Source organism: Nocardioides kongjuensis (assembly GCF_013409625.1).
Taxonomy (GTDB): Bacteria; Actinomycetota; Actinomycetes; order Propionibacteriales; family Nocardioidaceae; genus Nocardioides; species Nocardioides kongjuensis.
On record NZ_JACCBF010000001.1, the window covers coordinates 3569496 to 3585840 of the forward strand.

Annotated in this window: 14 protein-coding genes; 8 read left to right on the plus strand and 6 right to left on the minus strand. The window is 72.3% G+C overall.

Annotated elements, in window-relative coordinates; translation table 11 throughout:
* Positions 1-135: 135 nt before the first annotated feature.
* A complete protein-coding gene (locus BJ958_RS17205) occupies positions 136-828 on the minus strand; it encodes a response regulator (protein ID WP_179728138.1) in 693 nt (230 codons plus the stop codon).
* Positions 829-1069: 241 nt separating this feature from the next.
* Here BJ958_RS17205 and upp point away from each other — a divergent pair, with 241 nt between their 5' ends.
* The 4 genes from upp (at position 1070) to pntB (ending at position 5520) form a co-directional block, all read left to right on the plus strand.
* Complete coding sequence (gene upp, locus BJ958_RS17210) at positions 1070-1714, plus strand: uracil phosphoribosyltransferase (RefSeq protein ID WP_179728139.1); 645 nt, start codon at positions 1070-1072, stop codon at positions 1712-1714.
* Between the two features lie 38 nt (positions 1715-1752).
* On the plus strand, positions 1753-2382 hold the full coding sequence (locus BJ958_RS17215; protein ID WP_179728140.1) for a hypothetical protein: 630 nt from the start codon (positions 1753-1755) through the stop codon (positions 2380-2382).
* Between the two features lie 150 nt (positions 2383-2532).
* Positions 2533-4092 (plus strand): Re/Si-specific NAD(P)(+) transhydrogenase subunit alpha, encoded by a 1560-nt coding sequence (locus BJ958_RS17220; RefSeq protein ID WP_179728141.1) that lies wholly within the window; start codon positions 2533-2535, stop codon positions 4090-4092.
* 3 nt (positions 4093-4095) lie between these two features.
* Positions 4096-5520, plus strand: a complete 1425-nt coding sequence (gene pntB, locus BJ958_RS17225; RefSeq protein ID WP_179728142.1) for a Re/Si-specific NAD(P)(+) transhydrogenase subunit beta — start codon at positions 4096-4098, stop codon at positions 5518-5520.
* A gap of 69 nt (positions 5521-5589) precedes the next feature.
* On the opposite strand, the gene thpR is transcribed toward pntB, so the two are convergent.
* The 4 genes from thpR to BJ958_RS17245 form a co-directional block, all read right to left on the minus strand.
* Positions 5590-6144, minus strand: coding sequence for an RNA 2',3'-cyclic phosphodiesterase (gene thpR / locus BJ958_RS17230; protein ID WP_179728143.1), 555 nt, complete (start codon positions 6142-6144; stop codon positions 5590-5592).
* Between the two features lie 8 nt (positions 6145-6152).
* Positions 6153-6860 carry a VIT family protein gene (locus BJ958_RS17235; protein ID WP_273518765.1) on the minus strand — a complete coding sequence of 236 codons (708 nt, stop codon included), beginning with the start codon at positions 6858-6860 and terminating at the stop codon, positions 6153-6155.
* A 132-nt stretch (positions 6861-6992) separates the two neighbouring features.
* A complete protein-coding gene (locus tag BJ958_RS17240; RefSeq protein WP_179728144.1) occupies positions 6993-8138 on the minus strand; it encodes an acyl-CoA dehydrogenase family protein in 1146 nt (381 codons plus the stop codon).
* Between the two features lie 86 nt (positions 8139-8224).
* Positions 8225-8806, minus strand: coding sequence for a hypothetical protein (locus BJ958_RS17245; protein ID WP_179728145.1), 582 nt, complete (start codon positions 8804-8806; stop codon positions 8225-8227).
* An 83-nt stretch (positions 8807-8889) separates the two neighbouring features.
* Here BJ958_RS17245 and BJ958_RS29115 point away from each other — a divergent pair, with 83 nt between their 5' ends.
* From BJ958_RS29115 to BJ958_RS17265, 4 genes are all read left to right on the plus strand, one after another.
* Positions 8890-11667, plus strand: a complete 2778-nt coding sequence (locus BJ958_RS29115) for an AAA family ATPase (RefSeq protein WP_179728146.1) — start codon at positions 8890-8892, stop codon at positions 11665-11667.
* A gap of 12 nt (positions 11668-11679) precedes the next feature.
* The gene (locus tag BJ958_RS17255; RefSeq protein WP_246319062.1) at positions 11680-12309 is read left to right on the plus strand and encodes a PadR family transcriptional regulator; all 630 of its coding nucleotides are present in this window, start codon (positions 11680-11682) and stop codon (positions 12307-12309) included.
* Positions 12310-12440: 131 nt separating this feature from the next.
* The gene (locus tag BJ958_RS17260) at positions 12441-13463 is read left to right on the plus strand and encodes an ATP-binding cassette domain-containing protein (RefSeq protein ID WP_179728147.1); all 1023 of its coding nucleotides are present in this window, start codon (positions 12441-12443) and stop codon (positions 13461-13463) included.
* Positions 13460-14212, plus strand: coding sequence for an ABC transporter permease (locus BJ958_RS17265; protein ID WP_179728148.1), 753 nt, complete (start codon positions 13460-13462; stop codon positions 14210-14212). The genes BJ958_RS17260 and BJ958_RS17265 overlap by 4 nt, the downstream gene beginning before the upstream one ends.
* Before the next feature lie 27 nt (positions 14213-14239).
* Here BJ958_RS17265 and BJ958_RS17270 read toward each other — a convergent pair whose 3' ends face one another.
* Positions 14240-16063 (minus strand): protein kinase domain-containing protein, encoded by a 1824-nt coding sequence (locus BJ958_RS17270; RefSeq protein WP_179728149.1) that lies wholly within the window; start codon positions 16061-16063, stop codon positions 14240-14242.
* Between the last annotated feature and the right edge of the window lie 282 nt (positions 16064-16345).

Genomic DNA, 16345 nt, shown 5'->3' on the forward strand with positions numbered 1-16345 from the left:
GCTAGGCGGGCTCGCGAGGCGACCTTCGCGCCTTGCTCGAATCGACCGGGAAATGTCCCCCGAAAGGGGGACAGAAAAGCCGCCAGGGGTCCGATTTCCCGACCCCTTCTCGGGTGAGAGAGCAATACCAGCGACTCACTCGGCGCGGGCGTCCTGCGACGGGATCATCAGGCCGTCGCGGATGGCCTCGCGGTTGAGGTCGATCTTGGTCCGCACCGGACGCCCGGCCTCGGCGTACTTCGCCTTCACGCGCTCCAGGTACTTCTTGACGGTGTCCCGCTTGACTCCGAGCGCGACGGCCACGGCGTCGAGGGTCAGGCCGGAGGCGTAGAGGACCAGGGCACGCTCCTCCTGGTCGCTCAGCCGCGGCCGCCGGGCGTCGCCGGCCATCACGCTCGCCAGCTCCGGCGTGATCCACTGACGGCGCTCGAGGACCGCCCACACCGCGGCGACGATGTCGTCCTCGCTGTCCCTCTTCCCGACGAAACCGGACACTCCGGCCCGGATCATCGAACGCACCAGGGGCACGGAGGCCATCGCCGAGAGGACCAGGACGCGCAGTCCCGAGCGCACCAGCCGCTCGACGACGGCCGGGTCGGCGTCGCGCCCCCGGTCGACGACGAGGTCCAGGACCACCACGTGCGGCCGGGTCAGCGGGGTGCCCGCCGCCATCCACGCCACGAGCTCGTCGAGCGTCTCGCACGAGTGCACGACCCGCAGCCCGGTCTGGCGACCGAGGAGCTCCTCGGTCCGCAGCCGTTGGAGCCGGTGGTCCTCGACGATCGCCACGCGCCAGTACCCGGGCACTGCCTCGTGCGCCTCGTCCACGGGCACAGTCCTCCTCGTCCTCACTCATCGCCTGAATTCCGCTCCCCCGGCGAATCGGACGGATCTTGACATGTCCTCATGACGCGATGTCGGGCACGGAATTCCGATTTCGCGTGGTTCGACCGAAGAATTCCGGCGCGGGCCCGGAATCAATTCCGCCACCTTCGCCCGGCCGGCCCTGCGCGTCCTCCCGACGCGCTCGACTGCCACACGGGCATCGCGGTGTCCTAGGCTCACCACCATGCGCACCCTGGTCGTGGATCACCCCCTCGTCGCCCACAAGCTGACCGTGCTCCGCGACAGGGAAACCGACTCCCCGACCTTCCGGTCCCTGGCCGACGAGCTGGTCACCCTGCTGGCCTACGAGGCCACCCGCGACGTCCGCGTCGAGCCGACCGAGATCGAGACGCCGGTGGCGCCGACGACCGGCACCCGGCTCGCGACGCCCCGCCCGCTCGTCGTTCCCATCCTGCGGGCCGGCCTCGGCATGCTCGACGGCATGGTCCGGCTGCTGCCGACCGCCGAGGTGGGCTTCCTGGGCATGGTCCGCAACGAGGAGACGCTCGAGGCGACGACGTACGCCGAGCGCCTGCCGGAGGACCTGTCCGGGCGCCAGTGCTACGTGGTCGACCCGATGCTCGCCACCGGCGGCACCCTCGCGGCGGCGATCCGCTTCCTGGTGGACCGCGGCGCCGACCACATCACCGCGGTGTGCCTGCTGGCCGCCCCCGAGGGCTGCGCGCGCCTCGAGGAGGAGCTGGGCGACCTCGAGATCCCGGTGACCATCGTCACCGCGGCGATGGACGAGCGGCTCAACGAGAAGGGCTACATCGTCCCGGGACTCGGCGACGCCGGCGACCGGATGTACGGCATCGCCGCAGGCTGAGACCTCAGGCGGGCGGCCGCGGGGCCGATGGACCCCGCATGACCCGCAGTCCGTTCGTCCGGATCGCCGCCACCGGCGCCGTCGCGGCCCTCGCCCTGGCGACCACGGTCCTGACCGGCCCGGCGTACGCCGCCCGGGACCGTGACCACGACCGCATGCCCGACCGCTGGGAGGCCCGCCACGGCCTCGACCCGCGCAAGGCCGACGCCCGCAAGGACGCCGACCACGACGGGCTCACCAACCTGGTGGAGTACCGGCGGCGCTCGGACCCGACGGACGAGGACACCGACGACGACGGGCAGGACGACGGCGACGAGGTCCACGACCGCACGGGGAGCACCCGCTTGCTCCGCGCGGACACCGACCGCGACGGCGTACCGGACGGCGACGAGGACAGCGACGGCGACGGGGTCGCGAACGAGGACGAGGACGACCTCCGCGAGAGCTGCCGCGCCGACGACGACGACACCGACCGCGACGGGGTCGACGACGAGGACGAGAACGACGCCGTCGACGACGACGCGCCGGACGACCTGACGTCCGACGACGGGACCGACGACGGGACCGACGACGGGACCGACGACGACTCGAGCGATCGCTGCGCCTCCCACCACGGCGGGGACGAGTCCTCCGACGACGACGCCGACGACCCGGATCTCGACGACTGAGCCTGCCCCGGACGAGCCGCCGTCCACCCCGGTCCCACTGAGCGCAACGGGTATCCCCTAGATGTACGTCACACGTAAGACGGGCCCCGTGAAGGGGTGAGGTCTGTGTAACTTGGCTCGCGCTGTATCCACAGAATGGCTGGAGGCTCGATGCTCATCGGCATCCCGCGCGAGTCGAAACAGGGCGAAACCCTGGTCGCGGCAACCGCAAAGACCGTAACCCAACTGACCAACCTCGGCTACGACGTGATCGTCGAGTCGGGCGCCGGCGACCTCGCCGACCAGCCCGACACCGCGTTCACGGAGGCCGGGGTGCGCGTCGGGACGACGCAGGAGGTGTGGGCCGCCGACGTCGTGGTCAAGGTCAACGCCCCCTCCGACGAGGAGATCGGCCGGCTCCGCCCGGGCGCCACGATCATCTCGATGATGGCGCCGGGCCGCAGCCCGGAGCTGCTGGAGAGGCTGCAGGCCCAGGGCGTGACGGCGCTGGCCATGGACGCGGTGCCGCGGATCTCGCGCGCGCAGTCGATGGACGTGCTGTCCTCGATGGCCAACGTCGCGGGCTACCGCGCCGTCGTCGAGGCGGCCCACGAGTTCGGCCGGATGTTCACCGGCCAGGTCACCGCCGCCGGCAAGATCCCGCCGGCCCGCGTCTTCGTCGTGGGTGCCGGTGTCGCCGGCCTCGCCGCGATCGGCGCGGCCTCCGCGATGGGCGCCATCGTCCGCGCGTTCGACGTGCGTCCCGAGGTCGCCGAGCAGGTCGAGTCGATGGGCGCGGAGTTCGTGCACGTCGACATGGAGCAGGAGGTCTCCTCCGACGGCTACGCCAAGGAGATGTCCGAGGCCCAGGTCGCCGCGACCGCCGCGATGTACGACGAGGAGGCGCGTGCCGCCGACATCGTCATCACGACCGCGCTGATCCCGGGACGTCCCGCTCCGTCGCTGATCACCGCCGAGACGGTCGCCGGGATGAAGAACGGCTCGGTCATCGTCGACATGGCGGCCGCCAACGGCGGCAACGCCGCGGGCACCGTGGCCGACGAGAAGGTCGTCACCGACAACGGCGTCACGATCCTCGGCTACACCGACCTCGCCGGCCGACTGGCCGCGCAGACGTCGCAGCTGTACGGCACCAACATCGTCAACCTGCTCAAGCTGCTGACCCCGGAGAAGGACGGCAACCTGGGCCTGGACTTCGACGACGTCGTCCAGCGCGGCATCACCGTCGTCGACGGGCGCGGTGCTGCCGACGGTGGGTCGGCGCAGGTCACGTGGCCGCCGCCGGCCGTGCAGGTCTCGGCCGCCCCGGCCGCGGCCCCCGCGGCCGTCGCCGAGCCGAAGCCGGAGAAGGCTCCGCTCTCGGCCGGCACGAAGGTCGGTCTCACGCTCGGCGCCATCGCACTGTTCTGGCTGGTCAACGCGCTGGCCCCGACCGACGAGCTGCGCCGCCACTTCACCGTGCTGATGCTCTCGATCGTGATCGGCTACTACGTCATCGGCAAGGTCGCGCACGCGCTGCACACGCCGCTGATGTCGGTCACGAACGCCATCTCCGGCGTCGTCGTGGTCGGTGCGCTGGTGCAGGTCGCGACCGACGACAAGCTGGTGCTCGGCATGTCCGTGGTCGCCATCCTGCTCGCCTCGATCAACGTCTTCGGTGGGTTCGCGGTCACCCGCCGCATGCTCGCGATGTTCAGCAAGGGAGCCTGATCCATGGACATCAACTCCATCACCGGTGCGGCGTACATCGTCGCCGCCCTGCTGTTCATCCTGTCGCTGGCGGGCCTGTCCCGGCACGAGTCGGCCAAGAGCGGCCTGACGTTCGGCATCGTCGGCATGGCGGTCGCCCTGGTCGCGACCGTCGCGGGCGTCATCGACGTCAGCGAGCTCGTCGACGACCGCGCCCTGGTCATCATCTTGATGCTGGCCGCGATCGCGGTCGGTGGGGCGATCGGCCTGTGGCGCGCGCGCATCGTCGAGATGACCGGCATGCCCGAGCTGATCGCGATGCTCCACTCGTTCGTCGGCCTCGCGGCCGTCGCGATCGGCTGGAACGGCCACGTCCTCGGCTCGCACGACTCGCTCCCCAGCCTGGTCAACATCCACGAGGCCGAGGTCGCGATCGGCATCTTCATCGGTGCGGTCACCTTCACCGGCTCGATCGTCGCCAACCTGAAGCTGTCGGCGAGGATCTCGTCGGCCCCGCTGATGCTGCCCGGCAAGAACCTGATCAACGTCGGCTCGCTGGTGCTCTTCGCGGTCCTGACCGCGTTCTACGTCGGCCTCGACACCCACGACAACACCTCGGCCGACATCCTGCTGGGCGTGCTGACGGTGCTGGCGCTCTTCCTCGGCTGGCACCTCGTGGCCTCGATCGGCGGCGGCGACATGCCGGTCGTGGTGTCGATGCTCAACTCGTACTCCGGTTGGGCCGCGGCCGCGTCGGGCTTCCTGCTCGGCAACGACCTGCTGATCGTCACCGGTGCCCTCGTCGGCTCCTCCGGTGCGTACCTGTCGTACATCATGTGCAAGGCGATGAACCGCTCGTTCATCTCCGTGATCGCGGGTGGCTTCGGCATCGCCGCCCCTGCGGGCGACGACGTCGACTACGGCGAGCACCGCGAGATCCAGGCCGACGCCGTCGCCGAGCTCCTCGCCAACGCCGGCTCCGTCGTGATCACGCCGGGCTACGGCATGGCCGTCGCGCAGGCGCAGTACCCCGTCGCCGACCTCACCGCGAAGCTGCGGGCCAAGGGCGTCGACGTCCGCTTCGGCATCCACCCCGTCGCGGGTCGCCTCCCGGGCCACATGAACGTGCTGCTCGCCGAGGCCAAGCTGCCCTACGACATCGTGCTCGAGATGGACGAGATCAACGACGACTTCCCCGACACCGACGTCGTGCTGGTCATCGGCGCCAACGACACGGTCAACCCGGCCGCGTCCGAGGACCCGTCCTCCCCGATCGCCGGCATGCCGGTCCTCGAGGTCTGGAACGCCAAGGACGTCATCGTCTTCAAGCGCTCCATGGCCGCCGGCTACGCCGGTGTCCAGAACCCGCTGTTCTTCCGCGAGAACAGCCAGATGCTGTTCGGCGACGCGAAGGACCGCGTCGAGGACATCGTCAAGGCGCTCGGCTGACACCAGCCGTACGACGAGGGCCCGGATCCGCTGCGGCGGATCCGGGCCCTCGCTCGTTCGTGCGTCCGCTCAGAGCAGGATCTCGGCGAGCGGCTCGTAGCGCGGCGCACGACGGGGCCCCTCCCCCAGGTGGGACGCGATGACGGAGATCGCCTCGAGCGGCCAGGTCGGCCCCTCGTAGGTCTCCAGCAGCCGCACCCAGCTGGACATCTCGGTGGGGTGAGCGCCGGTGCGGGCGATGGTGACGTGGGGCCGGAACCGCTGCCCGTCGACCTCGATCCCGCAGGCGACGGCAGCGTTGCGGGCCCGGACCGCGGCGGTCGCCAGGACGTCGTCCCCGCCGGTCACCCCGGTGGCCAGCACACGGCCCTCGGCGACGTTCGGGAAGACGACGGCGCCGGCCAGGGACAGCTCCACCGGGGCGAGTCCGTCGAGGGACTCGGCCAGGCGGTCGACGTAGACGTCGACGCGGCGCTCCTCGGCCTCGGGCATGAAGGCGAGGGTCAGGTGGAGCTGCTCGGTCCGGGTCCAGCGGAAGGGCGCGGCCGCGCGGCGCGGGTCGAGGAAGACGTCGAGGTGGCCGATGGCGTCGGGGGGCGGGACGACCGCCGCGAAGATCCGCATCGCGGCGTCTAGACCTGGGTGCCGACCAGCTGGCCGATGCCGTACGTGACGGCCATCGCGAGCAGGCCGCCCAGGACGTTGCGCACGACGGCCCGGCTCGGAGGTCCGTAGCCGAACCGAGCGCTCGCCCACCCGGTCACGGCGAGTGCTGCGACCACGGCGACCACCGTCACCGGCACCCGCGTCCCGGAGCCGAACAGGACGATGGTGAGCAGCGGCAGCAGGGCGCCGAGCGTGAAGGACAGCATCGACGCGAAGGCCGCGTTCCACGGGTTGGTGAGGTCGTCGGGGTCGATCCCGAGCTCGGCCTCGGCGTGCGCACCGAGCGCGTCGTGGTCGGTGAGCTGCTGGGCCACCTGGAGCGCGAGGTCGGGGTCGAGCCCCTTGTCGACGTACAGGCCGGCGAGCTCGGCGAGCTCGTCCTCGGGATCCTCGCGCAGCTCCCTGCGCTCCTTGGCCAGCAGCGCCTCCTCGGAGTCGCGCTGGGTGCTGACCGAGACGTACTCTCCTGCGCCCATGCTCATCGCGCCGGCCGCGAGGCCCGCGATGCCGGCGACCAGGATCGCCGTGCGGTCGTTGGTCGCACCGGCGACGCCGAGCACGATGCCCGCCGTCGACACGATGCCGTCGTTGGCTCCGAGCACCCCTGCCCGCAACCAGTTCAGCCGGTCGTTGAGGCCCTCCCGGTGGGGCTCGTCCTCATGGGGTCCGATCACCTGTCCTGTCGCATCCGCATCGACCACGCTCCCATCATCCCCGACCGGGAGGCGGGTGTGCGACCGAGTTGTGCCGACGACGCGCGACCGGCCGCGACGAGACGTCGCGGCCGGTCGGGTGGGAACGAGGGGTCAGAGGCCGAGGTCGCGGCCGATGAGCTCCTTCATGATCTCGTTCGAGCCGGCCCAGATCTTGGTGACCCGGGCGTCGCGCCAGGCCCGGGCCACGCGGTACTCGTTCATGAACCCGTAGCCGCCGTGGATCTGGACGCAGTGGTCGAGCACCTCGGACTGGACCTGCGAGGAGAACCACTTGGCCTTCGCGGCGTCGATCGCGGTCAGCGTCTTCTGCGAGTGGTTGAGCACGCACTTGTCGATGTAGGCCTCGGCCGCCTCGATCCGGGTGACCAGGTCGGCCAGCAGGAACTTGTTGTGCTGGAAGGTGCCGATCGGGGCACCGAACGCCTGGCGCTCCTTGGCGTACTCGATGGTCTCGAGCAGGATCTGCTTGGCGTGCGCGATGTTGGCGACCGCGCACCCGAGGCGCTCCTGCGGGAGCTTCTGCATCATGTGGATGAAGCCCATGTTGAGCTCGCCGATGATCTCGGCGTCGGTGACGCGCAGGTTCTCGAAGAACAGCTCGGCGGTGTCGGACTCCTCCATGCCGACCTTGTCGAGCTTGCGGCCACGCGAGAACCCCTCGGCGCTCGCCTCGATGCCGAACAGCGTGATGCCCTTGGGGCCCTTCTCCGGGTCGGTGCGCACGGCCGTGACGAACAGGTCGCCGGAGTAGCCGTTGGTGATGAAGGTCTTCGAGCCGTTGATGATCCACGAGTCGCCGTCACGCACCGCCGTGGTCTTCAGCGCGGCGAGGTCCGAGCCGCCCGACGGCTCGGTCATCCCGATGCCGAGCAGGATCTCGCCGGAGGCGACACCGGGCAGCCAGCGCTGCTTCTGCTCCTCGGTGCCGAGCTCGACGATGTACGGCGCGGTGATGTCGGCGTGGATGCCGTGACAGGTGGGGTACGCCGCACCGACCTTGGCCAGCTCCTCCTGCAGCACGGCGTTGAACCGGAAGTCGCCGGCGTCCGAGCCGCCGTACTCCTCGGGGATGCACAGGCCGAGCAGCCCCTGCTTGCCGGCCTCGAGCCAGAACTCGCGCGGCAGCGCCTTGGCCTTGATGTGCTCCTCCGCGTGCGGCAGCACCGAGCGGTCCACGAACTCCTTGACGGATGCGCGGAAGGCCTCGTGGTCCTCGTCGTAGATCTCACGCTTCATGCCGGCGACTCTACTCGCGAGTCACATCGGCGGTCGTTGTCCCCGAGCACAACAAAACCGGCCCCGTCGTTGGTCGCCCGAAACGATCAGGAGGCGGCCGAGACCAGCTCCCCGCAGCCGCACGCGGCCTGCACCTCGGCGTACAGGTCCGTTCCCTGCCGACCCCACAGCCCGTTGACGATGAGGGCGGTCGGACCTGCGACGAGGGCCTGCTTGTCGTCGTACAGGTTGTCCTGGGCGTACTTCCGGGCCGCGTCGGCCGAGGGCATCTCGACCCAGATGACGGTCTGCAGGAGCGCCGGGAGCCCGACGTCGACGGCGTCCTGGTCGCCGTAGCAGTCGAGCTGGCGGAAGTCGACCTGCCCGGAGACCCCGGTCTCGTTGGGGCTCCACCTCACGATCGCGCACGACGGGTTGTCGCTGGTCAGGTCGGCCGTCGCGGTCTCGACGGCCGCGAAGTCGAGGCGCTGGTCCGGGTCGGCCGGTCCGCCACCCGCCGGGGTCTCGGACGGGTCGGGCTCGGGCGCCGGCGGCGTCGACCCGGGCGCCGAGGTCTGGTCCGAGGCGGACGGGTCGTCCCCGCCGTCCGAGCCGCAGGCGGTGGTCGTGGGGAGCAGGAGGAGGGCGCCGGCGAGGAGGGCGGCCGGGCGTCGCAGGGCAGAGGTCACGGCTCCATCCAGTCACGAGCCGCCCGAGGACCGCATCAGGGAACGACCCCAATCCGGTGGTGCGCCGGCACTACGCTTCCTCCGTGCCCAGCCGTCGACTCGTCGAGAGGGAGGCGAGCCTCGCGCAGGCCGGCGCTGCCCTCGATCGGCTGCGCGCCGGGCACGGTGCTGCGCTCTGCCTGCTCGGGCCCGCAGGGGCCGGCAAGACCTCCCTGCTCGACTCGATCCTGGCCGCGGCCGGTGACCTGCGTGTCCTGCACGCGGCGGCGGGCGAGCTCGAGGCGCACTCGCCGTACGGCGTCGTCCGGCACCTGTTCGGCCGCGTGCTCACCGCGCTCGACCCGGACGCGCTCGACGGCCTCGACGGCCTCGCGCACGGCGCGGCCCGGGCGGCGGTCGACCTCGTGCTGCACCGCGGCGAGCCGGTCGGCGACCCGTCGGTGATGCTCAACAGCCTGTACTGGCTGCTCGACGGGCTCGTCGCCGACGGCCCGCTGGTGCTGGCCGTCGACGACGCGCACTGGGCGGACGAGGCGTCCCTGCTGTTCTGCCGGCACCTGCTGAGCCGGGCCGGCGAGCTGCCGGTGCTGCTCGTCGTCGCGGCCCGCGACATCCTGCCCGAGCGCCGCAGCCCCGCCCTGGCGGCGCTGGTGGCCGACTCGGCACGGGTCGACCTCGAGCCGCTCAGCGTTGCCGGCGTCCGATCCTGCCTGGCCGACCTGGGCCACGCGGGGATCAGCGACGACCTGGCCGCGGCCTGCGCCGACGTCACGGGCGGGAACCCGTTCCTGGTCACCGCCCTGGCCGAGCTGCTCGGTACGACGGACGTCCGCGCGCTCGTCCCCCGGACCGTCGTCGACACGGTCGTGCAGCGCCTCACCGCACTCGGCTCGGCCGAACAGGCGCTCGCCCGCGCGGTCGCGATCCTCGAGTCGGCGCCGCTGCGCACTGCCGCCGGTCTGGCCGGCTTGTCGCCCGAGGAGGCCGGCGTCGCGGCCGACCGGCTGCGCGACGCCGGGCTGTTCGCGACCGAGCGGTTGCTGGGGTTCCGGCACGCGCTGCTCCGCAGTGCCGTCGCCGCCGCGACCGGGGCCGCGACCCGCGACGACCTGCACCGGCGCGCCGCGCGAGCGCTCGCGCAGGAGCCCGACGGCCTCCACCCGGCCGCCGGGCACCTGCTGGAGGCCGAGGGCATGGCCGACCCGTGGGCAGTCGAGCTGCTGCGGACCGCGGCGCGGGCGGCGCTCGCCGACGGTGCTCCCCAGGCCGCCGTCGACCTGCTGCGCCGCGCGGTCGCCGAGCCGCCGCCGGCCGCCGGGCTCCCGGGCCTGCTCGTCGAGCTCGGCACCGCCGAGCTGCACGCCGGCGACCCGGCGTCGGTGACCACGCTCGAGCGTGCCGGCCGCGGCGTCACCGACCCCGTGCTGCGGGCGCACTGCGCGCTGGGGCTGGCGACGGCCTACCACGTCGGCGGGTTCTACGAGCTGTCCGTGCCGGTCCTGGAGGAGGCGCTGGCCGAGCTCGGACCCGAGCACGGCGACCTGACGCTCGTCGTCGAGGCCGCGCTCGTCGCGGCCGAGATCTCGGTGCCCGGTCGTTTCGAGAACGCCCGGGCCCGGCTCGCCGCGCACGGCGAGCTCGCGGGCGCCACCCCCGGCGAGCGGCTGCTCCTCATCCACCAGGCCTCGGTCGCCAACGCCACGCTCGCGCCGATCGCGCGGGCCGGTGAGCTGGCTCGCCGCGCGATCGGCGACGGCGCGACACCCGAGCAGCTGGCCAGCCCGTTCGCTTGGTCGCTCGCGCGCATCCACCTGGCCTGCTCCGGGGAGTACGACGCCGCGGCCGACCTCTGCGCGCAGGGACTCGAGCTCGCCGCCCGCGAGGGCTCGGTCCCCATCTACGCCGCTGCCTCGGTGACCCGCGGCTGGGCTCACCTGTGGGCCGGACGCCTCGACGACAGCGGCACCGACTTCGCCGAGGCGCTGCGCCATGCCGAGCTCGTCCCCGGCGGCCAGCTGGTCCGGCTGATGGCCGCCGCCGGCCTGGCGGAGGTGCTGCTCGCCCAAGGCCGGCTGGCGGACGCGGTGGCCGCGGTCGAGCAGATCCCCGAGGAGGTCGCCGTCGACCGCAACCACGCGACCGGCATCCACCTGCTGCGCGCCCGCGGCCAGGTCCGCGCCGCGACCGGCGACCACGAGGGCGCCCTCAGCTCGCTGCGGCTGTGCGCGCAGCGACTGGCCGAGCTCGACATGGACTCGCCCACCTGGTGCGGCTGGCGGGCCGTCGCCGTCGAGAGCCTGTGGGCCCTCGGACGGGTCGAGGAGGCTCGCGAGCTGGCGGCCACCGAGCTCGCCGTCGCCGAGCAGAAGGCGGGCGCGAGCATGCTCGGCCAGGCGCTGCGGGTCGCGGGCGAGGTCGCGGCCACCGACGGGATCGCGCTGCTGGAGCGCTCTGTCGACGTCCTCACCGGCTCCCAGGCCCGGCTCCAGGAGGCCCGGTCCCGGGTCGCGCTCGGAGCCGCGCTGCGCCGTACCGGGCAGCGGGTCCAGGGCCGCGAGCAGCTCCGGATCGGGCGCGAGCTGGCCCACCGGCTCGGGGCGAGGCTGCTCACCGAGCGGGCGAGCACCGAGCTCGCGCTCGCCGGCGGCCGCGCCGGGCGGATCGAGGTCAGCGGCGTCGCGGCGCTGACCTCCGCCGAGCGCCGCGTGGTCGAGCTGGCGGCGTCCGGGCTGCGCAACCGCGAGATCGCCCAGCGCCTGTTCCTCAGCACCAAGACCGTCGAGGTGCACCTCTCCCGCGCGTACCGCAAGCTCGACGTCGGACGCGACGGCCTCGCCGCGACGCTCGCCGCCGACGCGTAGGAGACTGCTGCCATGGCCGCCCACGACACCCGCATGCTGCTGCTGGGTGCCGTCGCGCTGTTCGAGCCGGTCAACGGCTACCAGATCCGCCGCGAGCTGCTCTCGTGGAGCGTCGACGACTGGGCCCACCTCAACCCGGGCTCGATCTACAACGGCCTGGCCACGCTGACCCGGCAGGGCTTCCTGGTGCGCCACGACCTCGAGGACGGCGGCCGGGAGGTGGCGGTCTACGAGTCGACGCCGTCCGGGCGGACCGAGCTCGAGCGCCTGGTGACCGCCGGCCTCGAGGAGGTCAGCGTCGTCGACCGCACGGCGTTCAGCGCGGCGTTCGGCCTGCTCCCGCTCGTCTCCCCCGACCAGGCGCTGCGCTCGCTGGTCCGCCGCCGGGTCGCGCTCGAGGAGCTCGTCGCCCGGCTCTCCTCGCCCCCGGCGCCCGGGGACGCGCCCCCGCACGCGCTGCGCACCGTCGTGATGTGGCTCGACCTCGCCGTCGCCGAGCTGGCCTGGCTGCGCGAGACCATCGAGGAGCTGAAGGCGGGCCGGCTCGCCCTCGACGCGTCGACCTGGACGCCGCCCGCCGACGATCCCGGCTGGCAGATGAACGCCGACCGCGAGCGCTACCGGGCCCTGCTCGGCGGCTGACCCTGCCCTGCTCGGCCACCGATGAATGTCGGTGGCCGGTGTTGTCGTACTCGGGAGAACCCGTTTGACGGACCGGTGTTCAACGTTGAATACTCACAGGTGTTCAACCTTGACGACGAGGGGATACGACGATGATCCGTGCACGAGGACTCGTGCAGACCTTCCACAGCGGACAGGGCAAGCAGAAGAAGGAGGTCCACGCCGTGCGTGGCGTCGACCTCGACGTCGCGGAGGGCGAGGTCGTCGGCTTCCTCGGGCCCAACGGCGCCGGCAAGACCACGACGCTGCGGATGCTGACCACACTGCTCAAGCCGACGGCCGGCACGGCGAGCGTGGCCGGCTTCGACGTCGCGACGCAGGCGGTCGACGTACGCCGCAGCATCGGCTACTGCTCGCAGGTCGGCTCGACCTTCTCCGGTGCCTACGCCGGGGACGAGGTCGTCGACCACGGGATGCTCTACGGGATGTCGAGGAAGGCGGCCGTGGCCAAGGGCCAGGAGCTCTTCGACAAGCTGCAGCTCGAGGGGCTGTGGCGGCGGATGCCGAAGAACATGTCGGGCGGGCAGAAGCGGCGCCTCGACATCGCGATGGCGCTCATCCACTCGCCCAGCCTGGTGTTCCTCGACGAGCCGACCACCGGCCTCGACCCGCAGGCACGGATCAACCTGTGGCAACACATCGCGGACCTGCGGGCGAAGGAGGGCGCGACCGTCTTCCTGACCACGCACTACCTCGACGAGGCCGACGCGCTGGCCGACCGGATCGTGATCATCGACCGGGGCGAGATCGTCGCGAGCGACACCGCCGACAACCTCAAGGCCGCCGTCGCCGGGGACCTGGTCGACCTCGAGGTCGCCACCGACGAGCAGGTCGCCGTCGCCCGCGACAAGCTCGGCACGATCAGCGCCGACGTCGAGGTCGAGGGCCACCACGTCCGCGGCCGGGTCGCCCGGGCCGGCAAGGCCGTCCCCGGCCTGCTGCGCGACCTGGAGAACTCCGGGGTCGGCCTGGAGTCGATCGAGGTCGTCCGCCCCACCCTCGACGACGTCTTCCTCACCCTCACCGGCCGCTCGCTGCGCGACGCCGAGGCCGCCGCCGAGGCGAAGGACAGCCCCGCCCCCGACGCCGCGACCACCGAAGGAGCACCGGCATGAGCACGTTCTTCCGCGAGTCCTGGATCGTCTTCAACCGCCAGCTGCGGATGAACCTGCGCAACCCGGCGTGGGTGATCATCGGCATGTTGCAGCCGGTCCTCTACCTGCTGCTGTTCGGGCCGCTGCTCGAGCCGGTCATCGCCCAGCTCGGCGGCAACAAGTACACCTGGTTCGTGCCCGGCATGCTCGTCCAGCTCGGCATCTTCGGGGCCTTCTTCGCCGGCTTCTCGCTGATCGGCGAGTGGCGCGAGGGCGTCATCGAGGCCGAGCGGGTCACCCCCGCGCACCGCTCGGCGCTGCTGTTCGGCCGCCTCTACCGCGACCTGCTCCAGCTCTTCGTCCAGGCCGTGATCCTCGTCGGCCTGGGCCTGTGGCTCGGCATGGACGCGTCGTTCGGCGGCATCGTCGTCGGCGTCGTGCTGACGCTGATGCTCGGCGGCGCCTGCGCGGCCGCGTCCAACGCGCTGGCCCTCACCACCAAGAGCGAGGACGTGATGGCGCCGGTCATCAACGTCGTGATGATGCCGGTGCTGCTGCTCAGCGGCATCCTGCTCCCGATGAGCTTCGGTGCGGGCTGGCTGGAGCGGCTCAGCGACTTCATGCCGATCCGCCACGTCGTCGACGCCGTCCGCTCCGCCTTCTTCGGCGACTTCGACGCCTCGATGCTGTGGGGGGTCGGCTGGACGGTCGTGCTGTTCGGGCTGGCGGTGTGGTGGGGCACCTCGGTGTTCAAGAAGGAGAACGCCTGACCGCACGCCGGGTGGCGCGGGACGGACTCAGCCGCCCGGCAGGCCGGCGAGCAGCTTGTCGAGGTCGAGCACCAGGTCGGGGTCGGGCGCCTGGATCGTCGCCTCCTCGTCGATGTCCGAGAACTCGAAGTGGTCGACCTCGGACTCCTCGATGCGCAGGACGTAGTGCGGCTCCGCGACCCGGATGGTGAGCACCTCGCGCTGCGAGCCCTCGGTCTGCTCGATCCTCACCGCCCTCTCGCCCTGGACGGTGGTGGTGCCGAGGTTCTTCGCGACGGCGTCCTCGCGGCCGTCGCGCTCGAGCAGCTCGTCGAGGTCGCAGAACGCCTCGGTGCTGTCGGTCATCGAGTCGTCGACGACCCACTTGTCGCCGATCAGCGGCAGCACGAAGCCCGCCGTACCCGCCCCGACGACGCCGTCCCAGAACTTGGCGTCGGCGCGCAGCCAGGTCGTGTCGCCGACGTGCAGGATGTCGGCGGTGCCGCCGGAGGTGGCGGAGGTCAGCTTGCCCTTGCAGTCGCCGCGCGTCGTGGAGACGACGTCGACCCGGACGGTGTCGCCGCCGTCGGCGAACTCGCCGCGGATCCGGGCGGTCTCCACGACCGACATGTCCTTCTGCGACGCCCGGACGATCTCCTTCGCGGGCTGCTCGAGGAAGGAGTCACCTCCGCCGCCCGGGTCGCTGTCACGGGTCACCAGGGCCACGGCGACGCCGATCCCGGCGGCCAGCAGCACGGCGAGCACGGTGAGGAGGAGCCAGGTCCGCAGCCCGGGTCCGGTCCGCCGTGCGGGCACGGTCGCGAACGGCAGGGGCGCCGAGCCGGGCGGACCGGACGGAGCGGGCGGAGCGGGGGGCGGCGGCATCGTGGTCGCCGGAGCCGGCGGGGGCGTCGGCGTGGGCGTGGGAGCCACGGGCCGCGCGACCGGGCGCAGCGCAGTGGCACCCCTCTCCTCGGGTTGCGCGGCACCGGGCGTGACCGGGAGCCGCAGCGCGGCCTGCAGGTCGGCGCTCATCTCGGCGGCCCGCTGGTAGCGGTCGGCCGGGTCCTTGGCCATCGCGGTGCGCAGGATCCGGTTGGTGGCGTGCACCATCGCGCTCGTGCCGGCCAGCTGCGGGATCGGGTCGCGGACGTGGGCCGCGACGAGCTGGTACTCCGAGTCCCCTCGGTACGGCGGCCGCCCGGTCAGGGTGACCCACAGCAGGCAGCCCAGGGCGTAGAGGTCGCTGACCGCGCTGGCCCGCGCACCGCCGTGCAGCTCGGGCGCCATGTAGGAGGGCGTACCGGCCGTCGAGGAGCTGAACCGGGTGGCGTCCGCGTTCATCCGGCGGGCGATGCCGAAGTCGGCGAGATAGGCACGCACCGAGCCGGGCCGCCGGCGTACGAGCACGTTGCCGGGCTTGATGTCGCGGTGCACCAGCCCTGCGTCGTGGGCGTCGGCGAGTCCGCTGCTGACCTGCTCGATGATCTCGAGCGCCTCCACCAGCGAGGGCACCCCCTGGCTGCGGATCAGCTGGCCGAGGTCGCCGCCGGGGATCAGCTGGCTGGCGATGTAGAGGTAGCCGTCCTCCTCACCGTGCGCGTAGACCGCGACGACGTGGGCCGACTCGAGCGAGGCCTGCGCCCGGGCCTCGCGGGTGAACCGCTCGCGGAACTCGGGGTCGTGCGCGAACAGCGGTGCGATGACCTTCAGCGCCACCTCGCGGCCGAGGTTCTCCTCCATCGCGCGGTAGACCACGCCCATGCCGCCCTGGCCGAGCTGCTCGAGGATCCGGAACCGGCCGATCCGGGCACCGACGGCCGCGGGCTCACGCGGGCCGCCGGGACCACCGGGGCCGGAGGACGAGGACACGCCCCCTGTTCTACCGGACTTCTGCCCCAGCGCGACGTTGACGAGGAGCGCGGCGCTGCCCGCCGGACCGACCAACCCCCCAGTTGTCCCCGAGAGCACGGACCGGAGCGGGGATGGAGCGCCGCGGCTCCTCGTGACCGGGCTCGCTCCCCCACGGTGCGAACCCGGACCCGATTCTCCCGGGCCGCGTGGGGGTGGCGGTACCAGCGGAATGGAGGACAGCCACGGACCCCGAGCGGTGGGTGAAATCTGTCGGCATTCGGCTGCGGATCGCCCACCGGG

Coding starts and splice junctions, on each gene's coding strand:
- upp (WP_179728139.1), top strand. CDS start 1,070: ATGCGCACCCTGGTCGTGGATCACCCCCTCGTCGCCCACAAGCTGACC.
- BJ958_RS17215 (WP_179728140.1), top strand. CDS start 1,753: ATGACCCGCAGTCCGTTCGTCCGGATCGCCGCCACCGGCGCCGTCGCG.
- BJ958_RS17220 (WP_179728141.1), top strand. CDS start 2,533: ATGCTCATCGGCATCCCGCGCGAGTCGAAACAGGGCGAAACCCTGGTC.
- pntB (WP_179728142.1), top strand. CDS start 4,096: ATGGACATCAACTCCATCACCGGTGCGGCGTACATCGTCGCCGCCCTG.
- thpR (WP_179728143.1), bottom strand. CDS start 6,144: ATGCGGATCTTCGCGGCGGTCGTCCCGCCCCCCGACGCCATCGGCCAC.
- BJ958_RS17240 (WP_179728144.1), bottom strand. CDS start 8,138: ATGAAGCGTGAGATCTACGACGAGGACCACGAGGCCTTCCGCGCATCC.
- BJ958_RS17255 (WP_246319062.1), top strand. CDS start 11,680: ATGGCCGCCCACGACACCCGCATGCTGCTGCTGGGTGCCGTCGCGCTG.
- BJ958_RS17260 (WP_179728147.1), top strand. CDS start 12,441: ATGATCCGTGCACGAGGACTCGTGCAGACCTTCCACAGCGGACAGGGC.
- BJ958_RS17265 (WP_179728148.1), top strand. CDS start 13,460: ATGAGCACGTTCTTCCGCGAGTCCTGGATCGTCTTCAACCGCCAGCTG.